Source organism: Methylobacter sp. sgz302048 (assembly GCF_052162025.1).
In the GTDB taxonomy this organism is placed as follows: Bacteria; Pseudomonadota; Gammaproteobacteria; order Methylococcales; family Methylomonadaceae; genus Methylobacter.
Window position 1 is genome coordinate 1563756 of record NZ_CP197401.1, and the last position, 24283, is coordinate 1588038.

The 24283-nt window shown below is 53.6% G+C and carries 18 protein-coding genes; 15 read left to right on the forward strand and 3 right to left on the reverse strand.

The genetic code is table 11. The annotated features are described in order from the left end of the window. Positions 1-76: 76 nt before the first annotated feature. Positions 77-3127, forward strand: coding sequence for a type II CRISPR RNA-guided endonuclease Cas9 (gene cas9 / locus ACTNE6_RS07355; RefSeq protein WP_442499169.1), 3051 nt, complete (start codon positions 77-79; stop codon positions 3125-3127). A gap of 31 nt (positions 3128-3158) precedes the next feature. Here the strand turns inward: cas9 and ACTNE6_RS07360 are convergent, their stop codons facing one another. Continuing rightward, entirely contained in the window at positions 3159-5306 is a 2148-nt protein-coding gene (locus ACTNE6_RS07360) for an FAD-dependent oxidoreductase (RefSeq protein ID WP_442499170.1), read from the reverse strand. 920 nt (positions 5307-6226) lie between these two features. On the opposite strand from ACTNE6_RS07360, the gene ACTNE6_RS07365 reads away from it, so the two are divergent. Next, a complete protein-coding gene (locus ACTNE6_RS07365; RefSeq protein ID WP_442499171.1) occupies positions 6227-9307 on the forward strand; it encodes a transglycosylase domain-containing protein in 3081 nt (1026 codons plus the stop codon). Between the two features lie 248 nt (positions 9308-9555). Here the strand turns inward: ACTNE6_RS07365 and ACTNE6_RS07370 are convergent, their stop codons facing one another. Next, positions 9556-9906, reverse strand: a complete 351-nt coding sequence (locus tag ACTNE6_RS07370) for a hypothetical protein (RefSeq protein ID WP_442499172.1) — start codon at positions 9904-9906, stop codon at positions 9556-9558. A gap of 527 nt (positions 9907-10433) precedes the next feature. Then, positions 10434-11225 carry a hypothetical protein gene (locus ACTNE6_RS07375; RefSeq protein WP_442499173.1) on the reverse strand — a complete coding sequence of 264 codons (792 nt, stop codon included), beginning with the start codon at positions 11223-11225 and terminating at the stop codon, positions 10434-10436. Between the two features lie 369 nt (positions 11226-11594). On the opposite strand from ACTNE6_RS07375, the gene ACTNE6_RS07380 reads away from it, so the two are divergent. The 13 genes from ACTNE6_RS07380 to ACTNE6_RS07440 all read left to right on the forward strand — a co-directional run bounded on the left by ACTNE6_RS07380 (position 11595) and on the right by ACTNE6_RS07440 (position 24168). Continuing rightward, positions 11595-12488 carry a hypothetical protein gene (locus tag ACTNE6_RS07380; RefSeq protein WP_194969876.1) on the forward strand — a complete coding sequence of 298 codons (894 nt, stop codon included), beginning with the start codon at positions 11595-11597 and terminating at the stop codon, positions 12486-12488. A gap of 430 nt (positions 12489-12918) precedes the next feature. Further along, on the forward strand, positions 12919-13134 hold the full coding sequence (locus ACTNE6_RS07385; RefSeq protein ID WP_442499174.1) for a Flp family type IVb pilin: 216 nt from the start codon (positions 12919-12921) through the stop codon (positions 13132-13134). 38 nt (positions 13135-13172) lie between these two features. Beyond that, a complete protein-coding gene (locus ACTNE6_RS07390) occupies positions 13173-13718 on the forward strand; it encodes a prepilin peptidase (RefSeq protein ID WP_442499175.1) in 546 nt (181 codons plus the stop codon). A gap of 37 nt (positions 13719-13755) precedes the next feature. Continuing rightward, positions 13756-14259, forward strand: coding sequence for a TadE/TadG family type IV pilus assembly protein (locus ACTNE6_RS07395; RefSeq protein WP_442499176.1), 504 nt, complete (start codon positions 13756-13758; stop codon positions 14257-14259). Positions 14260-14560: 301 nt separating this feature from the next. Next, complete coding sequence (gene cpaB, locus ACTNE6_RS07400) at positions 14561-15544, forward strand: Flp pilus assembly protein CpaB (protein WP_442499177.1); 984 nt, start codon at positions 14561-14563, stop codon at positions 15542-15544. A 49-nt stretch (positions 15545-15593) separates the two neighbouring features. After that, positions 15594-16949, forward strand: coding sequence for a type II and III secretion system protein family protein (locus ACTNE6_RS07405; RefSeq protein WP_442499178.1), 1356 nt, complete (start codon positions 15594-15596; stop codon positions 16947-16949). Between the two features lie 4 nt (positions 16950-16953). Beyond that, positions 16954-18177 (forward strand): AAA family ATPase, encoded by a 1224-nt coding sequence (locus ACTNE6_RS07410; protein WP_194969871.1) that lies wholly within the window; start codon positions 16954-16956, stop codon positions 18175-18177. Positions 18178-18181: 4 nt separating this feature from the next. Then, entirely contained in the window at positions 18182-19465 is a 1284-nt protein-coding gene (locus ACTNE6_RS07415; RefSeq protein ID WP_442499179.1) for a CpaF family protein, read from the forward strand. After that, entirely contained in the window at positions 19458-20360 is a 903-nt protein-coding gene (locus ACTNE6_RS07420) for a type II secretion system F family protein (protein WP_442499180.1), read from the forward strand. Before ACTNE6_RS07415 ends, ACTNE6_RS07420 begins: the two co-directional genes overlap by 8 nt. An 11-nt stretch (positions 20361-20371) precedes the next feature. Next, positions 20372-21304: a type II secretion system F family protein gene (locus ACTNE6_RS07425; protein WP_442499181.1), complete on the forward strand. Its 933-nt coding sequence runs from the start codon at positions 20372-20374 to the stop codon at positions 21302-21304. Continuing rightward, positions 21297-22037 (forward strand): tetratricopeptide repeat protein, encoded by a 741-nt coding sequence (locus tag ACTNE6_RS07430; protein WP_442499182.1) that lies wholly within the window; start codon positions 21297-21299, stop codon positions 22035-22037. The genes ACTNE6_RS07425 and ACTNE6_RS07430 overlap by 8 nt, the downstream gene beginning before the upstream one ends. A gap of 47 nt (positions 22038-22084) precedes the next feature. Further along, a complete protein-coding gene (locus ACTNE6_RS07435) occupies positions 22085-22381 on the forward strand; it encodes a DUF3613 domain-containing protein (protein WP_194969867.1) in 297 nt (98 codons plus the stop codon). Positions 22382-22416: 35 nt separating this feature from the next. Continuing rightward, the gene (locus tag ACTNE6_RS07440; protein WP_442499183.1) at positions 22417-24168 is read left to right on the forward strand and encodes a pilus assembly protein TadG-related protein; all 1752 of its coding nucleotides are present in this window, start codon (positions 22417-22419) and stop codon (positions 24166-24168) included. Positions 24169-24283 lie beyond the last annotated feature (115 nt).

Genomic DNA, 24283 nt, shown 5'->3' on the forward strand with positions numbered 1-24283 from the left:
AATTCCATTGGTATGAAAAGTTAACCATAGGTGTAATCGGTTACATCAGCGTTCGGATTATACACAAGGATTAAGAATGAGCAAGAGAGTTCTGGGATTAAGTTTGAGCGCAGATGCCATCGGTTGGGCATTGCTTGAAGAAAGGCACGGCAGGCCTGATGGGCTAGTGGATTTGGGTTGCCGGGTTTTAGGCAAAGCCGTTAAAAAGAAAACACCGAACTCTAAAAATGCCGAATGCCGCAATGCCGGATTAACCCGACGCATTCTCCAGCGCAGAGCCAGACGAAAGCAGCAAGCGCTCGATTATTTGTTAAAGCTGAACCTCTTACCGCAAGCGCTGAAAGCCTCGCCCAGCCCGGAAGTCATACTGAACCGGATCGGCAATCCCTATCATTTGCGCGCCAAAGCGCTGGATCATAAGTTATCCGCGTATGAACTGGGCCGGGTGATCCTGCATTTGGCCCAACGCGGAAGCTGCCCGCGCGGCCGCAAAGCGTTGCCGGGCGATATGATCGATGACCCCGATACGCTGGCGGTTCTGGCCGAGTTTGGGGAGGGCGATGCCCATGCCGAGTGCGGCAATGAAGAAACGGATTTAAAAAAAGAGGTCGCGGCACTAAGGAGGGCTATAAAAGAGACGGGCTGCCGGACGTTGGGAGAATATCTATCGAGACCGGATCTTCGCGGCCATAAGCATAATCCGGCCTTTGGCCGGCGTGTGCGTACGGATCGGCAAATGTATCAGGATGAACTGGAACTGATATGGCAACAACAGCAATGCCACCACGCTCTGCTAACGGAACAGGCCAAAGAACAGGTGGAGCGCATCATCTTTGGTCAAAGGCCGCCTGAATCGCGGGTTGGCCGTGTTGGCCGCTGCGCTCTGGAACCCAAACGCAAACAGGCCGGTATAGCCCGGCTGGAAAGCCAGCGATTTCGCTACCTGCAAACTATCAATAGTCTGGCGTACTTTAAGGATGGCGGCGAACAGGGAGCGTTTTTATCAGCCGGGCAAAAAGGCAAATTGATCCCGCTGTTCGAAGCCGAAGCCGATGTGGCGTTTTCGAAGGTACGGGCGATACTGGGCTTCGATGAAAGCACGGAATTCAATCTGGAATGCAGTCATAAAACGCTGAAAGGCAATGTGACTGCCTGCCGGATCAGGAAAGCTCTGAGCGTATGGGATGATCTGGGAACTGAGAAACAGGAGGCTCTGGTTGAGGATCTGCTGACCATCGGCAAGAAGCCGGTTTTGAAGAAACGGCTGATTGCGCACTGGGGCTTTGGCCCGGCCACTGCCGCCAGTCTGTGTCTGTTGGAGCTTGAGCCGGGATATTGTTCGCTTTCCGTTAAGGCCATCAACAAGCTGCTGCCTTTCCTTTACCAGGGCCAAAGTTACGCCGATGCGTGGATCAGTGCGGGGTATGGCCTTGAAGTTCAAGGCATGGAAATAAAGGATAACCTCGGCCTGCCGCCTGAAATCGCCAATCCCGCCATGCAAAAAGGGCTGCATGAACTCAGGCGACTGGTCAATGCCCTGATCGCCGAATATGGCAAGCCCGATGCGATCAGAGTCCAAATGGCGCGTGATCTGGACATGAAAGCCTGGCGCCAGGCAGAATTCGTCAGGCAGCAAAAAGCCAAGGCCCGGGCGAATGAGGAGGCGATGCAGATGTTTCAGGACATGAAGCGGCGGTATCCGTATCTGAACCCGGCCGGCGCCTCCGACAGAACCGTTCAACTGAAATACCGGCTATGGCGCGATCAACACCAGCGCTGCGCTTACTCCGGCCTGCGCATCAGCTCATCGGCTCTGTTTGGCTCCGAAGTTGAGATTGGCCATATTTTGCCCTACAGCGAATCACTGGACGATTCCTACATGAACAAAGTGTTGTGCTACCGCAAGGAAAACCGCAGCAAGGGCCATAAAGCGCCCATTGATGCGTTTGGCGGCCATGAAGCGCACTGGCATAACATTGTACAAAACCTCAATCGCTGGGACAGGTCTCTTGCTCCGAAGAAGAAGCGTTTTTTCACGACGGCGGCAGAATTGCAGAAAACGGATTTTATCGGCAAGCAACTCAATGATGCGCGCTACATCAGCCGCATAACGCATGATTATTTGAAACAACTAGGAGCGGAAGTTTCGGTCGGCAAAGGCATGATGACCGCCTGGGTCCGGCAGCGATGGGGATTGAACAATCAGCTCGGCAGCGTACCGTTAAAAGACCGGGCCGACCACCGGAATCATGCGATTGATGCGTTGGTCATTGCGTGTATGGATCGGCCGTTTTATAAGCGCCTGGTTGAGGCGGCCAGAGAGCTGGAACATAAGCAGTCCCAATTAAACCTGGACGATCTGCCTGTTGAACCGGCCTGGCAGACTTTGCGTGAGGACCTGCAGCATGCGCTCGACAGCATGATTGTGGCGCATGCGCCGCTGCTTAAAGAAACAGGAACAGGCAAGGCCTATAGAAGTCCTCTGGACGGTACGTTTACACATACCAATAGCATTATTGATCCCGCAGTCAGGAAGATCATTGTGCAGCACCTGGAGCGCTGCAACAACAAACCCAAGGCCGCGTTCGCGGAAGGCGTGACGGTATATCACAAAGATGGCAAAACGCCGATCAGGCGGGTGCGGATTCTACGGCCGGAAACCGCATCGCCCAATCCCGAGATAACCGAAACCGGCGCTATAGGCGAGCAGGGCAGGGTTTTTAAAAGGCTGGACGGCCTCTGCCATCATGTGAAAATATTCAGGAATAAGAACACGGGCGAATATATCGGCGACTTTGTGAGCATGAGGGAAGCAAGGCCTCAAGGCAAAGCCGCCGGCAAACAGAAACAGCCGGTCATTAAAACAGGCCCGGCAGAACAGTGTGAGTTTGTCATGGCGCTGCATGTCAATGACACGGTCAGCGTCGAACAGGCCGGGCGAAGGATTTTTTACCGCGTACAGAAACTGGATGCCGGCAGCAACGGATGCATGCTGCATCTGCATTCTGCAGCGTCCTCCGACGTAGAAGAGGAAGAGATTCACTTCAGCATTGACGAAGCGTCATTTGACAGATGGCGGCTACGAAAGCACAAGATCAATGCCATCGGCAAGCTCATCGAATGCTAAGCAACGGCCAGCCGTGAAAAATCGAATCGCCTCAGCCCCGCCGCCAGGCATGAAAGCGGGCTATCCACTTCAATAATAGTTCCGGCTGGTGATGGCGCCTCCAGACGCCGGCGGCGTTTTTGTTGGCTTCCGCCATCGTCGGATAGATATGGATAGTGCGCAGGATGTCGTTCAGGCCAAGCCCATGTTTCATGGCCAGCACGAATTCCGCAATGATATCGCCGGCATGCTGACCGACTATCGTGACGCCAAGAATTTTATCCCGGCCGGGCGGCGTCAGTATTTTGACAAAACCGTGCGCAGCGCTGTCGGCGATGGCGCGGTCCAGGTCATCGACATTGTAAACGCTGACTTCATAAGCGACGCCTTGCTGTCTGGCGTCCTGCTCATTCAGGCCGACACGGGCGATTTCCGGATCGGTGAAAGTTGCCCACGGAATCACGGCGTAATCGGTACGGAATTTATTGAAGCTGCCGAACAGGGCGTTGATCGATGCATGCCAGGCCTGGTGCGCGGCTACGTGGGTAAACTGATAGGGGCCTGCCGCATCGCCGCAGGCGAAGATATTCGGATAGTTGGTGGCCTGGCATTCATCAACCTGCACCGTATGCCCGGGCGACAGCTCCACGCCGATGTCTTCAAGGCCGAATCCGGACGTGTTGGCTGTGCGGCCGATAGCCAGCAGCAGCTTATCAAAGCCGATGCGTTTTTCCTGGCCCTGATAGTCGGCGATCAGGATATGCTCCCCGTTTTCGATCAGGAATTGCTTCGCGGTATGTCCAAGGCGTACATCTATGCCTTCCTGGCCGAACTTTTCCGCTATGGTTTTGGAAACCTCCGCATCTTCCCGCGTCAACAAGCGCGGTGCTTTTTCGACCTGGATGACTTGCGTACCGAGGCGGGCGAAAGTCTGCGCCAGCTCGCAGCCGACAGGGCCGCCGCCCAGCACCAGCAAACGCCTGGGCTGCTCGCGCAAATTCCAGACGGTATCGGAAGTCAGGTAATCGATATTTTCAAGGCCCGGGATTGCCGGAATAAAAGGGCGCGAGCCGGCGGCAATGATGATGGAACGCGTTGTCAGGATGCGTGAGCCTTGGCCTGTCGTGACTTCAACCTCCCAAGGGGAAACAATCCTGGCAGTGCCTTCGATGACATCCACGCCGAGTTCGAGGTAGCGCTGCGCCGAATCGTGCGGCGCGACGGCTTCAATCACACGCTGCACGCGTTCCATAATCTCGGTAAAGTCAAAATCGGCTTTAATGCCGCTGATGCCGAACTTGGCTGCGCTGTGAAACTGCGCCAGCAATCTCGTTGAACGGATCAAGGCTTTTGACGGCACGCAGCCGGTATTCAGGCATTCACCGCCCATTTTGTGTTTTTCGACCAGTGTGACTTTAGCCTTGGCGGCAGCGGCAACGTAGGCTGCGACCAATCCTGCCGCCCCTGCGCCTATGACGACAAGATTGGTGTCGAATTTTTCGGGTTTAGTCCATTTTTGATAAATTTTATTGGCTCGAACAGCCGATACGGTCCTTCGGGCTATGAGAGGAAAAAATCCCAGCAAGACGAACGATCCGAGCAAAGCGGGCGAGAATAGACCGGATAACGTATCGATTTTGGCCAGTTGGGTGCCGGCATTGACATAAACCACGGTTCCGGGCAGCATGCCTAATTGGCTGATCCAGTAGAAAGTACGGGTTGCAATGGCGGTCAATCCCATGACCAGATTAATGACGAAAAACGGGAAAATCGGCACCAGCCGCAAGGTAAACAAATAATAAGCCCCATCGCGCGCCATGCCTTCATCCACGGCTTTGACGCGATCGGCGAATCTGGCCTTGACCAGATCGCGGAACAGGAAACGCGCGGCCAGAAAAGCCAGCGTGGCGCCGATGGTGGATGCGAACGATACGATCAATGTTCCCCACAACAAACCGAAAATCGCACCGCCGGCTAATGTCAACAGTGCGGCACCGGGCAGGGACAAGGCCGTTATGGCAATATAAATCAGTGCATAAAAGGCCGTCGCTTTGACAGGATGGGCATCGGTATAAGCAATGAGAGCCTCGTGTTTGGCCTTTAAATTGTCCAGTGTCAGCAAGTGCTGCAAATCGGAATAGAAAAAGGCGCCTATTAGCGCGGCCATGATTATCAGCAAAACGATGTGCGATCTGGTCATTGTTTTTCCTTGGTGAGCCCTGATTGATTAAATGCTGCATTTCTCGATGATCATTTGACTGATGTTACGCACGATCGATCTCTGCGCTGCTTTAGTTTTGCCTGGGGGCGAATCCAATGGCAGGCGCGCCAGGCGCATTTGGATCTGCCGTGTAGGTGCGAACTTATTCGCACTGCATAGGGCGACATGGGCGTTTGCCCCAGGTCGAATATCCAAAGGGCACAAGTGAATTCGACCCTACAACAGCGTAGCATCAGTCATCCATAGCTGGACGGGACATGTTGTCCCGTTCGGAATGTTCGGCGATGATAACTGCAGTCGCTTAGCGAGTATCGTAGAAACGTTAGGGCGGGGCTACAAGCCCCGCCCCGCTACGTAATCCTAAAAGGCACAAGTAAATTCGACCCTACAACGGCGTAACATCAGTCGTTTGATATCTTTTTCGGCCAATCGTTTGATGGTGTCGAAGGCAAACAAATTATTTTTCCATATTACCTATCCCATCCAAATCTGTTACGCTTATGCAATTGAAGCAGAGCGGGTATAGCTTGTCAGTTGTTTGGCGTCAGAGGTGCGGTCAGATCAGCTCAAAGATGTTGCCTGACCAAAAGCCGATGGTTTATTCAGGAAAACAGACAAGAAGACGCTATACTTATTATAAACAATGCAATAGTCCGCGTTTATAATTTAGGGCCGGGCTATAGAAATTTAAAACTCCGTAGCATCACTTATTAACACTTGAAAATTAATAGTATATTCTTCATTAGGAAACTTGCGCGTTATAAGTGAAATTGAATTAACACCTATAAAATGATTTTTAATAACAACATCGAGTGTGAAATAGTGTGCCGGTTTCGTTTCTTTCTTACGCCCGCAGCGAAGCGCGCGCGTTTATTTTGTTTTGAAGGAAATGATCAGGAATGCAAACGAATAAACGGATAATTCATAGTTCATTGGGATTGATAATTCTGGCCGGCTTGGTTGGAATCGGTATTGTTTTAACAAAAGTTATCAGGGACGAGGTCAAAACCTCCAAATATCAGGCCCAATATCTTTCCGAAATCAGCAAACAGCTCAGTTTCAAGCTAGAGCCCGGCCGCAGTTCATCGATTCGTTATCCTGATCATGGTCCTTACGATTTGCGGCTAGGCTATGCGATGCTGCCGGATGTGATTCAGCGTGTTGAAAAGGCAGGCTTCAGCATTTCCGCCCAGGCCGCTTCGTCTCCGATGCTGACTCAACTGGTCGATTACGGTTTATTCCCGATTTATCACGAAAAAACCCAGGCCGGGCTTCGCATCGTCGATCAGGCCAATCAGGTCTTGTTTAGCGCAGTTTACCCCACTTACGGTTACCCGACTTTCGAATCCATTCCTCCGCTGATCCTGAACACGTTGCTCTATATAGAGAATCGGGAATTGCTGGACGAAACCAATACCACCATAAATCCCGCCGTTGAATGGGACCGGCTGGGATTTGCCGGCCTGCAATTGATGGCGAAAAAACTGGGCGCCGACATCAATGTGCCAGGCGGCAGCACGCTGGCCACGCAATTGGAAAAGTACCGCCATTCGCCCGACGGCTACACGTCTTCCCTGATCGAAAAATTCCGCCAGATGGGCAGCGCATCGATACGGGCCTATCTGTTAGGGCCTGATACACGCGCAATGCGGCGCGAAATTGCCCTGACTTACCTGAACTCCATGCCGCTTGCAGCGACGCCGAGGCTGGGGGAAGTCCACGGTTTGGGCGATGGCCTGTCGGCATGGTTCGGCGCAGACTTTAACGAAGTCAACAAGCTGCTCAGCCCAGGCGCGATCAATTCCGAACACATCAGTCAACAACAGGCGCAGGCCTACAGGCAGGTTCTCAGCATTCTATTGTCGCAAAGACGGCCTTCTTATCTTTTGGGGTCGGGTTTTCAAGCGCTTCAATCACTGACCGATCGATACTTGCGGGTGATGGAAAACCAGGGCGTTATTTCGCCAGCGTTGCGCGATGCCGCATTGAAGGTATCAATTGCCCGCCCTGGCGGTTCGAATTCGCCTCTTGCCAAATTCATGGCCGAAAAAAAGACCCAAACCGTCCTGAGAACGCGTCTGGCCAAGGCGACGGGCGTGAAATCCATCTACGAACTTGATCGGCAGGATTTAACCGCCACCACCACTATCGACTATCAGACGCAACAAGCCGTCGCGAACGCCTTGCACCGGCTGAGCGACTCGGAAACGGCACGGGCCGCCGGTGCGGTCGGCTTCAGGATGTTGGGCGATAGTCAGGATCTGTCTCCCGTCATCTATAGCCTGATGCTGTTTGAACGCAGCGAGAGAGGCAATCTGTTGCGTGTCCAGACCGATAATTTTGATCAGCCTCTCGATATTAATGAAGGCATTCGCCTCGATCTCGGTTCGACCGCCAAGCTGCGGACGATGGTGCATTATCTGCAGCTTATCAGCGGCCTGTACCATCAGTATAAAGACAGGCCAGTCCAAGAACTGGAAAAGGTCGAGTTGCATCCGCGCGATTATCTGTCGGCATGGGTTATCGAACAGCTTCGCTTGCGGCCTCAAATAGGTCTGGAGGAATTGCTGAACCTGGCGCTGGACCGGCGCTATTCCGCCAGCCCTTTCGAAAACTTTTTCACGGGCGGCGGTATCCATCATTTCGAGAATTTCACGCGCGAGGAAAACGCCAAAATCATGTCGGTGCGCGATGCCTTGCGCGATTCCGTGAATCTGGTCTTCATTCGCCTGATGCGCGATGTGGTCTATCATCATCTTTACAGGCCGGAAGGTGTCGCCCGCTGGCTTGAGAATGAAGAAGACCCGCGCCGGCAAGCTTATCTGGAGCGTTTTGCCGATCGCGAAGGGCTGGTTTATCTGCGGCGTTTTTATGCCAAATACCAGGGCAAAAGCGCCGATGAAGCCCTGGCCCTGCTCACCCAGCGGGTTAAGGCTAAAGCTTCGCGGCTGACCATGCTGTATCAGGCTGTTTATCCGGATCATGACGAATATGATCTCAATGCTTATCTGAAGGCGAATCTGCCGGCGTCCGTTCTGGCCAAGGAAGACATCGGCGAACTGCACAAGAAATTTTCAACATCACGATTCGACCTGCAAGATCAGGGCTATATCACCAAGATCCATCCCCTCGAACTTTGGCTGGCCGGTTATCTGGCCAAGCACCCGAATGCTACGCGCGATGAGGTTCTGGCAGCCAGTGTCGAACAACGGCAGGCTGTTTACCGGTGGCTGCTCAAGAGCAAAAGAAAACATGCTCAACAACGGCGCATCATGACGTTGCTGGAGGCCGAGGCGTTTAAGGAAATCCATCGCGCCTGGGTGCGTCTCGGTTATCCGTTTCAGGCATTGACGCCTTCTTACGCCACCTCTATTGGCGCCTCCGGCGACAGGCCTGCCGCCCTCGCGGAGCTGATGGGCATCTTGCAGAATGACGGCGTCAGGCAGCCGCTGATTCGATTCGAGAGTCTGCACTATGCAGAGGCAACGCCGTTCGAGACGCTGCTGAACAGATCACCCGGTAAAGGCGAGCGTGTCATGCCGCCTGAAGTTGCAAGAGTGGCTCGCGGCGCGCTGATTGGCGTTGTGGAGGGGGGAACCGCCTCGCGTCTCAGAGGCGTTTATACTGATCCGGAAGGCAAACCTCTGGCTGTAGGCGGTAAAACCGGCACCGGCGATCATCGCCGCGAGGTATGGGGCGAGAGAGGACATCTGATTGAATCGAAATTCATCAGCCGCGCTGCCGTATTTGCGTTTTTCATGGGCGACCGGTTCTTTGGCGTTATCACCGCTTATGTGGCCGGACCCAATGCCGAACAGTATCACTTTACCAGTTCACTGCCGGTGCAGATAGTGAAGTTTCTGGCACCGACGCTTTCGCCTTTGGTGAATCGATCATCAAATAATCCGGGCTCCATGCCCGTGCCTAGAATGGCGATGACAGACAAGAACAATATAACGCCTGCTCCAAAACAGCCTTAAAAAGCCTTTCAAGCGAATGCGGAGGATTTCAGGCTCGGTTTTATCAGTTCGGCTTATATGTCGGGCATCAGTTTGAGCCGCGAAGGACGCTGAGGCTTTTCAGTTCTAAGGTTTGCAAATATTTCAATGAGCTCATGAAGTTATCTGTGGGGCGACTTTAGTCGCCTCCGCAGGTTTTAAAACCGCTTGTTTCGACGGTTGAACAGACAAACTGCGTAAGTCCTGTGTGGCTTTATGAAATAGCCAAGCTAGAGCGACTTATACAACTTTAAAACCTTGTCCAATTCTTCTGTCGCGCCTTTTATATCGCCCTGTTTTACTTTGATTTGCGCCTGAATGATGCAGGCATGCGCCTTTTTGACGATGTCCGGTTTGCCCGTGACTTTTTCGGAAGCCGCACGCGCTTCTTTTAAATGTTGGCTGGGCGGCACGAAATCGTTTTTACTGATTTCGACCTTAGCCGCTTCAATATGCATAATGGCTTCATTCGGGCTGTAAGCTGAACTTTTGCCGGCTTCCTCTGCGTAAGCGGTAAGGCTGGTTGAGTATAAAGAGGAAGCCAGTAATAAAGTTAAGGCTGTGTTTTTGATCGTATTCATAGGATAAAGTCTTTGTTGTGATTATCGGATGGTGTCGGTAAAAATGCCTGGAAAGCAAAATCTCTCGGCCTGCATGATGCCGATTAATCGTTAATGACTTTGAATTTAGCCTAAGTTATTGATATTACGCAGATATAGGGTCGAATTCATTCGACACGGGACAACCGAAATATATAGGCCGTGCGAATACCCGCAAGGGACACAAGAGAATTCGCCCCTATACGGCATCGCAGCAACACTAAAACAGCACAGAGATCGATTTGTGCGTAACATCAGTAAATTAGCTTCAGGCAAAGCTACCAATCACGAACCAAATACACAATACGTATAAATACCTGATATGTGCTAACAAGAAACATAAGCTGCCGTGTGTTTAAAAGCCCTTTTGGATTTGGCTTTGAATGATAGCCTTGTTTTCAATTCGTGGGTGGGAGCGATGCCTACATCGCGACTGGCCGAGCGATGTAGGCATCGCTCCCACGGAGACTTTTAGCCGAATCCTTAGCAAACGGTTTTCAAAAAATGCTTTAAAGATTGCCGGTCTCTGAAAGACCAATTTGGCCGGCTTTAGTTTGACAAGCTTCAGGGGAGGCTAGCGTGACTTCTTCACAAGATCCATCAAACCGGAATCGCACTTCTCTGTGGCTTTCTGCAATATATGCCAACAGTCCCCGGATGAAGAGGATGATGCCCGCCATTTCGAGGCTCTCCTCAACCGTTGCGATCATTTTATAAGTCAAATCTTCCAAGCCGTGCGATTCAGCGTAGCGGCCCCCGATCATTTCGAAGCCGATGCTGCCGCCAATATAAATGACTGCAGCCATAAAGAAAGTGAGCATCGTTTTTGCAGGGAGACTCAGCCAGAATTTCAGAAAAAACCAGGCAAGCAAGAATATCAGCGCAATGCCAAGAATGACCCAGGCGAAATAAAAGACGCCAAGATTGCCATCCCCCAACAGGTTGCGTATCGGTTTTATCAGCCTCTCATGAATGGAGACCAGTTCATCGACCGCCATAAGCAGGAATCCGCATGAAAGGATCAACCAATGTGAAACGTGAGAAGCCCTACGGTTTCTTTCCAGAAGAGTGATGACCGAAAGAAGCAGCGTTGCAGAGAGCAGCAAAAACACAGTAAAAAAGGTCGGAATATTGTGCTCGGCGTCGACGTTAAAGAGCGAGACAAACCCATAAAGACGGTCATCCCCAGTGATATAAGACATCAATTGCCCTGTGATACTGGCGACAACCAGAAGAAAAGCCAGTATTCCCAATGTACGCGCAATAAGGCCCGGATTCAGTGATATGGGGTTGGATGTCATCTTATTTTGAGTTCCTTGGCTTTGGCGTTAACGGCAATAATGGTGTTACATTAATCAAATCTGCTGACTGTATATCAGAAATCTTATGAATAAATTAACCGAACATTGCCGGAACCGCTGCTTTCAGTTTAAGAAAAAAGCCTGTTTGTGCCATACTGTTGGGTATGCGCTTGAGTGACGGCTAATTATACGGAACGATTAAGCAGGTCCATTTATCAAACAGGAAGTTTTGAAATATTGGCAGCACCAAATTCGGCACAAGGTGACAAGCGACTAATAAATTGGACTCATTGAGACTGGTCAATCCCGGTATTCATTAGCTTCAGGCTGAGCCCATGTCTTTTTCAAACTAACCTGTAAGGGACTGAAATGATTAAATACACGCCTTTAAAAGATCACGAGATACCTGTTAAAGTTTTATTTACCGGCTATTTATGCACCGTGGGCATAGGTTATGTTGTTGCGCTGATTCAGATTCTGTTTACGCACGGCATGGCTGACGGTAAATTCGGCCTGTCCATCGACGATATCGTCTACAGTTATTACGGCAACCGCTCAGGCACGGTGGTAGAGACGAAACTGAACGGTTCCATGAAAGAGATGGCGCCGGAGCCGGAACGCTTCCAGATCATACAATGGGTCCGGGATGGCGCGCAGATCAATGACTATGAGCCGTCTGGCGTTGCAAAAATTATTGAGACGCGTTGTGTCCTGTGTCACAACAAAGACGCCTCAGGCATCCCTAACTTCTCCGATTTTGAGCAACTGAAAGCCTTGACGGCGCAGGATGAGGGCGAGACCTTTGCTTCGTTGACGCGGGTTTCCCATATCCATTTGTTCGGCATCAGCTTTATTTTTATGTTTGTCGGGCTGATCTTCGCCTTTTCCGAAACTACGCCAGTGCCTTATAAATCCATTGCCATCGGTATGCCTTATGTATTCCTGCTGGCTGACATTATGTCCTGGTGGCTGACTAAGCTTCATCCGTGGTTTGCCTGGCTCGTCATTCTGGCCGGTACCGGCATGGGGGTTTCGTTCGCGTTTATGTGGGTGACTTCCATTCTGGAAATGTGGCTGTTCAGGCCCGTGTTCGTCGAAGGCCCCGGCATGAAGGTGCAGGAATGGCTGGGAAGCCTGATCTGCAAAGGCGAAGGAAGCGGCATGAACAAAGCTTACTGCACCATCAAGCGCGGATTCGCCTTGCTGAGAGACAAATGGCTGCAGCATGGCTGGCCATGGGTTAAAGGTTTATTTAATAAATAGATTTTTCATTCAAATCAGAGAAATGTAGGCTGGGTTGGTAAATCCACCAGCATAGGGAGCTTTGAAATGCTGGGTTTAGCAACCCAGCCTACCCGCTGAATTTGCGGGGCGACTTCGCCTACTGTTGGTAGGCGAAGTCGCCTCCACATATACGCAAATCCTGCCCCTGTAACGGTTCCACAAAAAATCCACTGATCCCGGCCTGATCAAATTATGCATATTTAAATTAGTACATGCTGATTTTTTGAGCAAAACTTGTAATTTAGTCTAAAATTAGCACAGGCTGAGCTTGTTCAGTTATTGAATATTCATCGATATTCCAGTGACGGATTGTCGGTGACTTACCCCGCCTGAAATAACGGCCTTATTCTCAGGCAATAAACGACGCACTATCGGGAGCTGTGCGGTTGTCGCAAGGGAGAAAAACAAGATGAAAAATAACGAAGTAAAAGGTAACAGAATGAAAGTAGAAAAAATGAAAAAATGGTTGTCGGCGTTTTTGAAGGATGAAGAAGGCGCGAGCGGTATCGAATATGCGCTGGTTGCTGCGATGGTTGCGATTGCTTTGGTTGCTTTTGTTGGTGATATTAGGACGGCAATCACGAATATTTTTACTGATATTAAAGATAGCTTAAACACTAAATAAATTGGTCGTTGCAGTAATGTCTAATAGTTAAGACAACTATGGGATTAGACCTGATCTTGCCAGTTCAGTATTGGCTGATTGGAAGCTGGGCTGTCGCATGCGGTGGCTATGATCTGGCGTTTCGCCGCATCCCCAATGTCCTGACTTTGGGCGCTCATGGAGGAGCACTGGCGATGCTCGCGGTTACCGGCCAAGGTTGGTTGAGCGCCTCCCCATCCTCGTGTTTCGCTGCCTGGGCATTGGCGCTAGTTTTAACAGTGCCTGCCTGGGTGTTGAATCGTTTGGGAGCAGGGGACGCCAAACTGCTGGCCGCCATGGGATTGCTGGGCGGCATGGAAGCGATGCTGGTTGCGTATGCCGTCGCCGGGCTTCTTGTAGGCGGCACGGCGATTGTCTGGACGATAGCTTATCGGTGGGAGCCATTATTGGCGCTCCAACTGGCGCGCATCGGGATCAATGCGCCGGCGATACCGGAACCGAAGGGCAGAATGCTGCCTTTCGGTCTGGGGCTTGCCATCGGCTTTGTCGTCGCGCTGGTTCTTTTGGTCGCCCGGATATCGGTCTTGCCGTTTCAATTTGATTGATAAGAACCAGTCTGTTTTTCTGTAAGTAATGGGCGTTATGAAACCAAGAGCCATTCAACCCCGAGCCAGCACTCGCCGCCGCTTATCGTGTAATTTGCGCAAACAGCGCGGTGCGGCAGCCATAGAGGCCGCGCTTCTGTTCGTCATCTTTTTCACGCTGTTTTATGCCATTGTCAGTTATTCGATGCCGATTCTCATGATGCAGTCGTTTCAGCATGCCGCGTCAGCGGGGGCTAGGGCAGCGGTGGCGGTTGATCCGACTAAAGAAGGTTATGAAACCCTAGTGGAAAACAGGGTAAAGACTGTCGTAGGCGAGTTGCTGGACTGGTTGCCTGCAACCGCTCATGCGGCCGTTCTAGGGGGAAAGAACGGAGTAAAAGTGGAATTAGACAAGCCAAGCGCCGGCATGTTGACCGTGACCGTAAGCTTTCCCAACTATACTGGCAATCCACTGATACCGATTTTGAAGTTTCCAGGTATAGGCGATGTGCCCAAATTACCCAAGGATCTCACTGCGAGTGCTGTCGTGCAGCTTGATTGAGATCACTCCGGTTGAGCCAAATCTGTTTTGATCCACGATCGGCGCATTATGAGACAAGATGCATAGATAATGCCGTTAAGTTAAGCCGTTCGTGGTGAGCCCTTCGGCTGCGCTCAGGACAGGCTTGTCGAACCATGAATGGCTTAACTTAACGGCATTGGATGCGTAGCGGGTTTATTTTGTCCGAAAAAAATGGCTTTAAAGACAAAAAAGTTCTGCACAACTATAATTGCTAAGTATTTTTACTTACTAATAACCAAGCAGTTGCTTGCAATAAATTACTCTGGAGCAAGGGGGGGTAATGAGTAGTTCAGTTTTGCGCGTATTCGCAGTAATACTCGCTGTGGGCGCCATCATCATCGGTTATATCGGTTACAAGGCGAGCAATCAGCCGCCCAAGCCGGAACCGGTGCGCGTCGAAGTGGCGGAACCCAAAGGGGAGTCTGTGGTGTTTGCCGCGCGGGATATCCAGTCAGGGCAGGTTATCACACAAGAGGATCTGACAACCGCGCTCGTTCCTACCCGTCCGGTGCGTTCCTATCCTGCCGGCGACCTTCTCATCGGCCGCAAGCCCAGAACCGATATTTCCAAAGGAGAAATGCTGCTGTCCAGCCATTTCCCCTCTTACAGCCAGTTGGCGTCCAGTCTCCATCCCGGCGAGCGGGCAGTCGCCGTTAAAGTCGATGAAGTGGTCGGCGCCGGCGGCTTCATCGAGCCCGGCGACCAGGTGGATGTGCTGCTCTTTTTAGAGGCTGACCAGGAAACCGGCAAGAACAGTTCAGCCCAGGTGGTTCTGTCGAAAGTGCGCGTGCTGGCTTTCGGCAATATGCTGGACTCGCCGGAAGAGCAGACGGCTGCTGCCGACGAGCAATCGGACTTGCTGGAAAAGGCCAAAACCAGCACCGCCAATGAGGCAACGGGTAAACGCAAGAAAAAGGAAGAGGAGCCTGACGGGAAGAAAAGCAAAACCGCCGTGCTGGCTATTGCCGAATCCGATACCTCGACGCTTATGCTTGCGGAGTCCAGCGGTAGGATCAGGCTCGCGCTTCATGGGGCCGAGCGGGAGGAAAGCGCTCCGGTAATCATCGAAGACAGCCTCGTGCCGGCAGCTTTTTCTCCGTCCGGGACGGAGAACGGTAAAAAGGACAAGCACTTCATCGTCTTGAAAGAGCTGACCGGCAACGGAGCTGTCCAGCCAGATGCCCAAGGCGACAAAGTGAAAGAAGGGCCTCGGGTCATCATACACCGGGGCGGATCGACAGAAACCCTGACTTTGGGGCACTAAAGTGCGCCGTCAACCAATAATTACAACAACCAGTTTGACAATCAGCAACATGAATTATTTCAAAGCGCTTCTTCTTTGGGCTCTGCTTGCAGCAGCCTTTTCCGCGCATGCCTATGACGATACCGTCAGCATCGAGATGGGCAAACAACTCAGCTACCGGTATGGCAGTAACATCAAACGCGTCGCCGTCGGCAATCCGGAAATCGCCGATGTCTCGGTGATCGATGCGCGGCAGATACTGATTACGCCCAAAAAGCCCGGCTCTACCAGCCTGATGCTGTGGCGGGGCTCCGACACAGGACAGCCCGACTTTTATGTGGAGTTGCTGGTCACGGCCTCGGAAAACCTGAAACAGCATGCCGTCGAAAGTCTGGAAAATGACAATTTCCAGGTTTCGGAGGCCGGGGACAAGCTTGAGCTTTCAGGCGAAAGCGATTCACTGGAAGCCCATGACCAGGCTCGTCAGGCCATGGACGAAAAAAGTGAAACCAATGTCGTGGATACCAGCAAGCTAGGATTCAATTCGCAGGTTCAGATCGACATCAAAATTGTCGAGGTCAATAGAACACGATTACAGAATGCCGGGCTATTCCTCGGAAAGAATACCGCCAATACGACACTGGCTGTCTCGTCTCCGAATAATCTGAGCGGTGTTGAATCCGCAGGGCAAGGCGCATTTTCGCTGCTCAGCAGCGGCTTCTTTCCCCATGCCCAGGCCTTCAATTTTGTGTATGGCAACGCCAGTGAAGGCATACTCGGCGTAATCTCCGTCCTTGAGAACAACGGTTTCGCTTATACGCTGGCGGAACCCACACTGGTCGCCATGAGCGGACAAAGCGCCAGTTTCCTGGCCGGCGGCGAGTATCCGATTCCCGTACCGCAAGGCGGGGCGGCAACTGGCGCCATTACCATCAAATACAAGGAGTTCGGCGTGCGCGTGTCGTTGACGCCGACCGTGCTGGACCAGAACCGGATTGCCCTGAAAGTCGCTCCCGAAGTCAGCGAGCTGGACTTCAGCACTCAAGTTGAAGGTGTCGATATCAGGGTGCCGGGGTTGCGCGTCCGCCGCACCGATACCAGTATCGCCCTGGGCGACGGCGAGAGCTTCGTCATCAGCGGATTGGTGAGCCAGGACACGCTGGACAGCGTGGATAAGTTTCCGTGGATCGGCGATATTCCGTTTATCGGCGCCTTCTTCAGATCCACGCATTTCGAACGCCGCAACAAGGAACTGATCATGGTGGTGACGCCGCACCTGGTTCAGCCATTGGCCAAAGGCGCGCCTTTGCCGCCGATGCCGGGCGAGCGTTTCCGGCAGTACGACCCGAGTTTCTTCCATACCTTCTTTAAGGAAACGGGGGATTTTCGGACTAAAACGCCTACCCCATCAGGATTTTCGAAATAGTAATATGAGCATTACACGCAAACACAGTTTCATTGCCGTCACGGACAATCAGGAGCATATGCGCTGGCTGAATGCGGTGTTCAGGGATGAAGGCGAGGTGGTCGTCGCCGATCTGCCATCGCTTGAGCGTGTACGCCAAATACTTGACCTGACCGGCGCCCAGGTCGTGTTCGTGGCGCTGACGCCGCTGACGCTGCGGCAGGACGCGGCCCTGATAGAGGGGCTGGTTGCCGTCAAGCCGCTGCTGTCCGTGATCGCCATGGCTGACCAGGTCGATAACGAGATGCTGCTTTTTGCCATGCGGGCCGGGGCGCGCGATTTTATCCTCACCGGCAGCCGTCCCGGTGAAGTCATCAATCTGGTTCAGCGCCTGCAGAACCGTACGCCGGCGCCCAATAACCCCGCGGCATCGCTGGGTAAAATCACGGCGCTGGTCAGCGCCCGGCCCGGCTCCGATACGCCCATGCTGGCTCTCCATCTCGCGCTGGCGATGCAAGGCGAGAATAAGGAGCGCAATACGCTGCTGCTCGACCTGGGCAATCCGGCCAGCGATACCTTGACCTATCTCGGGCTCAGTTCCCCTTACAGCTTCATCGATGCGGTAAGAAGCTTGCGCCGCCTGGATTCCATGCTCATAGACAGCGCCTTCGCCAAGCATGAAAGCGGGCTCAGCCTGCTGGCATTGCCGGAGGACCAGGGAGGGATGGGCGAGATTACTTCGGCCGACATTTATGTGCTGCTGGGCATGTTGCGGCGCTACTTTGCCCGCATCGTCATTAATCTGGGCGGCGTCCCGCAGTCGGACTTCCTGTATTTATTATTGAGCAATGCCGACAATACGCTGGTGGTCATCGAGCAAAGTGTTCCCAGCTGCAAGCAAAACATGCAGTTGGTGCGCAAAATGATCGAACATAAGATCGCGATGGAGCATGTGGAACTGGTCATCGACCGCTATCTTCCGCAGCTGCCGCCCGACGCCGACAGCCTTTCGCGGGGCTTCGGCCTGGCGCTTCAGGCTACATTGCCGCCTTCCGGCATGGCCCGTCTGAGCATGATGAATTCCGGAGAAAGCCTGTTTCACTGCGCTCCTCGCGATCCTTATACGCTGGCGGTCCGGAAACTGGCGAAAAGAATCATGACCAACAGCTCCTCTGCCGATCAGGGGTCCAGCATGAAGAAAGGCCTGTTCAAGTCCATCGGTTCCTGGTTCGGCGGCAAGGCGGAGTAAGGCGATGGGATTGAAATTTCCTCAGTACGACTACAGCCTCAAGCACACGGAAAGCTACCAGGATCTCAAGTACTCGCTGCACCGCTATCTGATCGACCGTATCGAGGAGGATAACATCCCGCTGAACGAATGGACGCCTGAACAGATTCAGCGCTACGTGCATGACCATGTATCGCGCTACGCCAGCCAGCGGCAGCTCGCGGTGACCAGCTACGACCTTGATGACCTGAGCGAGGAGATGGTCAACGAACTCACCGGATACGGCCCGCTTCAGTCCCTGCTGGCCGACGATCAGATCAGCGACATCATGGTGAACGGCGCCAGGCATATCTTTATCGAACGCGGCGGCAGAGTGCAGCAAGCCGATCTGAGATTTATCGATGACGATCACGTATTGCGCGTGATTCGCCGCATTATCGCGCCTCTCGGACGCCGGCTGGACGAATCCAGCCCCATGGTGGACGCGCGTTTGCCCGACGGCAGCCGGGTCAACGCCATTATTCCCCCGCTCGCTATCGACGGCCCTTGTTTGTCGGTGCGCAAATTCCGCAAGGACCCGCTGCGCGAATCGGATCTGCTGGTTTACGGCACGGCCACTGAAGCCATGCTGGAATTTTTCAGGAAAGCCGTGATGTGCCGTTGTAATATCCTGATCAGCGGGGGAACCGGCTCGGGCAAAACGACGCTGCTGAACATTCTGAGCCGGTCCATCGATGCGCGGGAACGGATCGTGACCATCGAGGATGCCGCCGAGCTGCAGCTTGGCCACAGCCATGTGGTGCGCCTTGAAACGCGTCCGCCCAATGTGGAAGGCGAAGGCGAGGTCAGAGCGCGCGATCTGGTGCGCAACGCCTTGCGGATGCGGCCGGACCGCATCATTCTGGGCGAGGTTCGCGGCGAAGAGGTCCTGGACGTATTGCAGGCGATGAATACCGGGCATGACGGCTCGATGAGCACGGTGCACGCCAACAGCGCCCGCGATGCCTTGGTTCGATTGGAGATGCTGTCGGCTCTGGCGAGTTTTCAGGGCGGGATAGACGTACTCCGGCAAATGATCGGCAGTGCCATCGATATTGTCGTCCAGATCGCCCGGTTTTCCGACGGCACACGCCGCATTATCTCCATTGTCGAAGTGGTCGGGATTCGCGACGGCCAGTTCATGCTGAACGAGCTATTTGGCTACGACAAAGTGCATAAATGCTTTGTGGCCGGCAATACACGCCCGTCCGGCCAGAAATTCGAAGCCGAAGGAGGCTTCATGGGCGAGGGAGGGGCGTCCTTTGGTTAGCAAAGAAATTTTGATCTATGCCGTGGCTGTCGCGCTGTTGGCCCTGGCCTTGTTTATTTACCTGCAAAGCCAGCGGGAAGCGTTCGTCGAAAAAGTCGGGCGGCGCATGGCGGAATCGTCCGGGCTCGAGACTCAACCCCTGTTGCATCGGAAGCAGAACAAACTGCCCATGATCGAGCGCCTGTTCTGGCGGGCGGGCATCGACGTGAGCGGCCGGCAGTTGTTTGCAGGCCTTCTGTGTCTGATTCTGCTTGCCGTTTTCGGAGGGCTGTGGAAAGGCCCTGCATTCGGGCTGTCGATGCCGGTTGTTGGCGTTGTTATCGTTTATCTGTGGCTTTCGCATAAGGCGAACAGCCGCATAACCTTGATTCTTGTCCAGCTTCCCTTGTTTCTCGACCAGGTGCTGCGCGGCCTCGGCACCGGCCGCAGCATGGAGGGCGCCTTGAAGCTGGCCGCCGAGGAAACGCCAGCGCCTTTCAAGGAAATCATCGAGCGGGTGCTGCGCGCCAACGAATTGGGCGCCGATCTGGGGACTGTGATTCAGGAAACCGCCGATCTTTATCGAATCAACGAGTTGTACCTGTTGGCGCTGGCGATAAGGATAAACAGGACTTACGGCAGCAGTGTCCGGGATTTGCTGCAGAACGTGGTCAAAATGATCCATGAACGCGAGGCGGCGCGCCGGGAACTGCGCGCGATGACCGGAGAGACCCGGGTCACGGCCTGGGTGCTGGGACTGCTGCCTCCGGGCATGGCGGCTTATATCATGGCCATGAACCCGAGTTATCTGGAGACCATGTGGAATGATCCTTCCGGACGCACTCTGCTCATGGTCGCCGTGGCCTTGCAGATAGCCGGGGCATTCACGCTCTGGCGCATGATCAAAAGCATTTAAGAGGCGTTGTCATGACATTATGGTTGTATTTTACGATGGCGCTGCTGCTTGTTCTGGCTGGCGGCCTGCTGTTCTGGGCATCGTTTCGATCAGATAGCGTAATTAATACATCGCAGCGGCGATTCAACGATCTTCTTAAAACCGGCGTGAAGTCCAGCGGCGCGGATGAAAGCTGGATACTTTCGGCTATCGAGCGTATGGGCGGCAGCGGCATGGGAAAAGTGTTGCAGGGCTCAGATCAGGAAGAAATGACGCGGTTATTGAAACAAGCCGGGTGGTACGCCGCCCGGAAGCGCGCGTTTTTTGCGCTGGCTTCGTGGCTGGCCCCGTTGATTGCCGTGGTCGGCGCCGTCGCCTATGCCGTCAATGCCGTTGACATAACCGGTGCACAAAAGCTGGCATTGGTTTTTATTGCATTCGCCCTGGGTTTTTTATCGCCCCGCTATGTTTTGCGTTACCGGGCGAAAGCGCGCCGCAATGCCTTGTCCCGGGAAATGCCCACGGCGATTTATTTGCTGCGCATGCTGTTCGATGCGGGGCTTTCAACCGAACATGCCTTGCGGGTGATGTATGAGGAGGGAGACGTGCTGATGCCGAATCTCTCGGAAGAAATCGCCGGGGCATTGCAGCGCATCGATGCCGGACATGACCGCGCCGACGCTTTGCACGAAATGGCCGAGCCCCTGGACGTTGCCGAGTTGACCGACACTGTAGCCATTCTTAGGCAGGTGACCCGCTACGGCGGCAATATCCGCGAATCCCTGGTGAAATTCGCCCAGTTGATGGAAGAGCGCCAGCAGTCGGCCCTGCGCGAGTATGTCAATCAGCTGTCCGGTAAAATGTCGGTCGTGATGATGATTTTCCTGTTTCCCGCCCTGTTGATTTTTCTTGCCGGCCCGGGGTTTCTTGCCCTCGGGAAGGGATTGATGAGTGTTTATGGTTAGATTTTTAGTGAACAGTGCCTTGCTGGGTTTGGCTGGGGCTCTTTTGATGGGCTGCAGTCAGCTGGCGGCGCGAACGGATCTTACGCCATCGGATAAAACCGATGCCCCCCCTAAAAAAGTATCGGCCTGCGAGGCGGACGCCGATCCCGATCAGAACGTCAAGCTGGATCTGATCCGCAAGCTCATGGACAGCGGCAAGCTGTTTGCGGCATTGGCCCATCTGGAGGACACCCGCTCGAATTCGCTGCAGTCCATTTACCTGCGCGCCGAAATATTGCGCCGGACGAACCGGACAGAGCAGGCGGTCGCATTGTACCGGGATCTGCTCGGCGGCTGCATGGCCGGGAAGGGCTATCACGGGCTCGGGCTGATTGCCGGCCGGGATAGCAAAGTTTCCGAGGCGGTAAGCTATCTGCAGAAAGCCGAAGCCGAATTGCCGGTCGACGTGAGCGTGCGCAATGACCTGGGCTATGCGCTATTGCTTGACGGGCAGTTCGACCCGGCGCGCAACGAATTTCTGACGGCTCTGGAGCTGGACGGCGGCAACTCACTGGCAGCGACCAATATGGTGCTGTTGTTGTTGGTAACGGGGAAAGAGCAGGAAATGCAGGCCTTTGCCGCACAAATGAACATAGATTCTGCAACCGTAGAGCAGCTTCGCGAGCAGGCCGAGAAGATCAAGGCTTCGCCCGGAAATTCAGGCAAGCAGGCAGTGCTTACTTCATCGCCTTAGCCGGCTAACCGTATTGACCAGATTCAGCTTAACCCATAGGAGCAAGTATGTTTCAAAAATCGATTACAGCGGTGTTGCCGCTGATCCTGCTGTCCGGCGCCAACATCGCGGCGGCGGATTCCCTGGACCGTTCCGTCGGCGAGGAAACGCGGCGCTGGCTGGAATTGCAAAGCAGCGGCGCGGCGGCCTCGAAAATCCCTCAGACCGTTTCAGGGCCGGTGGCCGATGCGATATACCAACGCTACGTTGAAAGCTTCACGCACCCGATTCCGGAGTCCTATAAGAATGACCAAAACGGTTACGGCGGCGGCAGCGGCAGCGGCGGTGGCGGTTCAATGAAGTAACGGCGGGCAACAACATACTGGCCAAAGGGGGGGGCATGTCGGTTGAAATCAATACTTTGAAGCATGGGCGGCAAAGGCACCGTCGCCCGGCCACAAAATCGCTCGCTCGCCAGCGGGGCGCGATAGGCATTCTGGGGGCATCGGTATTGCTCCTCTCGGTGCTTTTTACGGCGCTGGCCGTGGATACTGGACGGCTCATGCTGGAGCAACGGCGGCTGCAGAAAATTGCTGATATGGCGGCGTTGGATGGCGCCCGTGCCTTGTCTTGCAGCGGTGACACAGCCGTAAACGCTGCAGTAAGCCAGAGCGCTGAGCTCAATAATCACACGGGCGACATTCTCGACGTGGAACTGGGCGATACATTAACACAGGGTGGGGTTCGAGTGTTTAGTGCTCCAAAAGATCCGGATCTTCCTGAAGCGGTTCGTGTAATCGCCGGCGACACCAATGTGGCAGCCAGCATAGTCGCTGGCGGATGGTTCGGTAATAAAGTCAATCTGCAAGCCACAGCCGTGGCGGGTGCGCCAACTGTGGGTACGCTGTCAGTGGGTTCTTACCTAGCCCGTTTGAATACAGATGATTCAATACTCGGCCCAGTGCTCGATGGGTTGCTAGGAACGTCAGGAAAGCTCGACTTAGTGTCCTACAAGGGATTGGCTGATGTCAACGTTACCTTGCTCGATCTCATCAATGCCCAAGCTGAGGTGGGAACCGTGGATAAGTTGTTGGATTCGGAGATCAGCATGCAGGACTTCGTGCTTCTGGCGGCTGAAGCCCTATCCAATCAAAAGGAGCCTCCCACTGTTGCGATCGATTTGCTGGAAACCATTGCTGCTGAGCTGGATGCCGACTTGCTTCTACACTTGGGGGATCTGTTGAATCTCGATCTGCCCGCCGATCAGGCGGCCCTGGAGACACAGCTCAACGTGCTTGATCTTATTAGTTTGGGTGCGGAAGTGGCTAATAAAGACCATGCAGTGGAGGTGAGGCTGCCTATCAGTATCCCAGGGATTGCTACTGCCACTCTTACCACTTATATTGTCGAGCCGCCGAAAATCGCCATTGGCCCTGCGGGTCGCGGCGCCGATGGAGAATGGATCACCCGTGCGCATACGGCGCAGGTTAATGCTGAGCTGCATTTATCACTTCTGGATTTACTCAACTTGGGCGCGACTGGATTGATCAATCTCGATCTGGCGATTAATGGAGCTCATGCTCGCGCTGGTTTCGAGAGTTTTAACTGCACCGAGAACGGGCGCAATGCGGTAGTGGGTCACGCGGTTCAGGCGCTACGCATCGGAGTGGGTCGGTTCGACGACATGAGCAAACTCAATCCGGAGATTGTGCCCAGTGATGTAGTAAATTTGCTGGGTCTGAATTTGATAGTAATTACCGCGCGTGCCGATCTGGGGCTGGGACAGTCCACCGAGGACACGGGGGAACTGATCTTCGACCCTCCTTTTCCCGCCGATCCCCAGTACACGGACAATAACCGCCTTGGCACGGCTGTGAGTACGCTTCTTAGAGACTTGGCGAGCAACTTAGAGATTGAATTCGACGGAGGGCTCGGATTTTTGCTTAATTTGCTTTTGACCCCTGTGCTGCAAATTCTTGGACTCAGCAGCTCGCAAGGATTGCTGGATCTGGTGGCTAACTTGCTGACGCCTGTTTTGCAGGCGCTGGATCCACTGTTATCCGGGCTTTTGAATGCTCTGGGGATTAGTGTGGCCGGAGCGGACATCACTGTAACGGATGTTGAAGGCGGCTATCCGCAGTTGTTGATTTGAGCGAACCTTTGTAGGGTACGCATTGCGTACCTTTCCGGACTTGCGGTATGCCGAAAAGCTCAGAAAGGTACGCGATGCGTACCCTACAGTGGATTTTGCCTTGATTTTGGCAGGG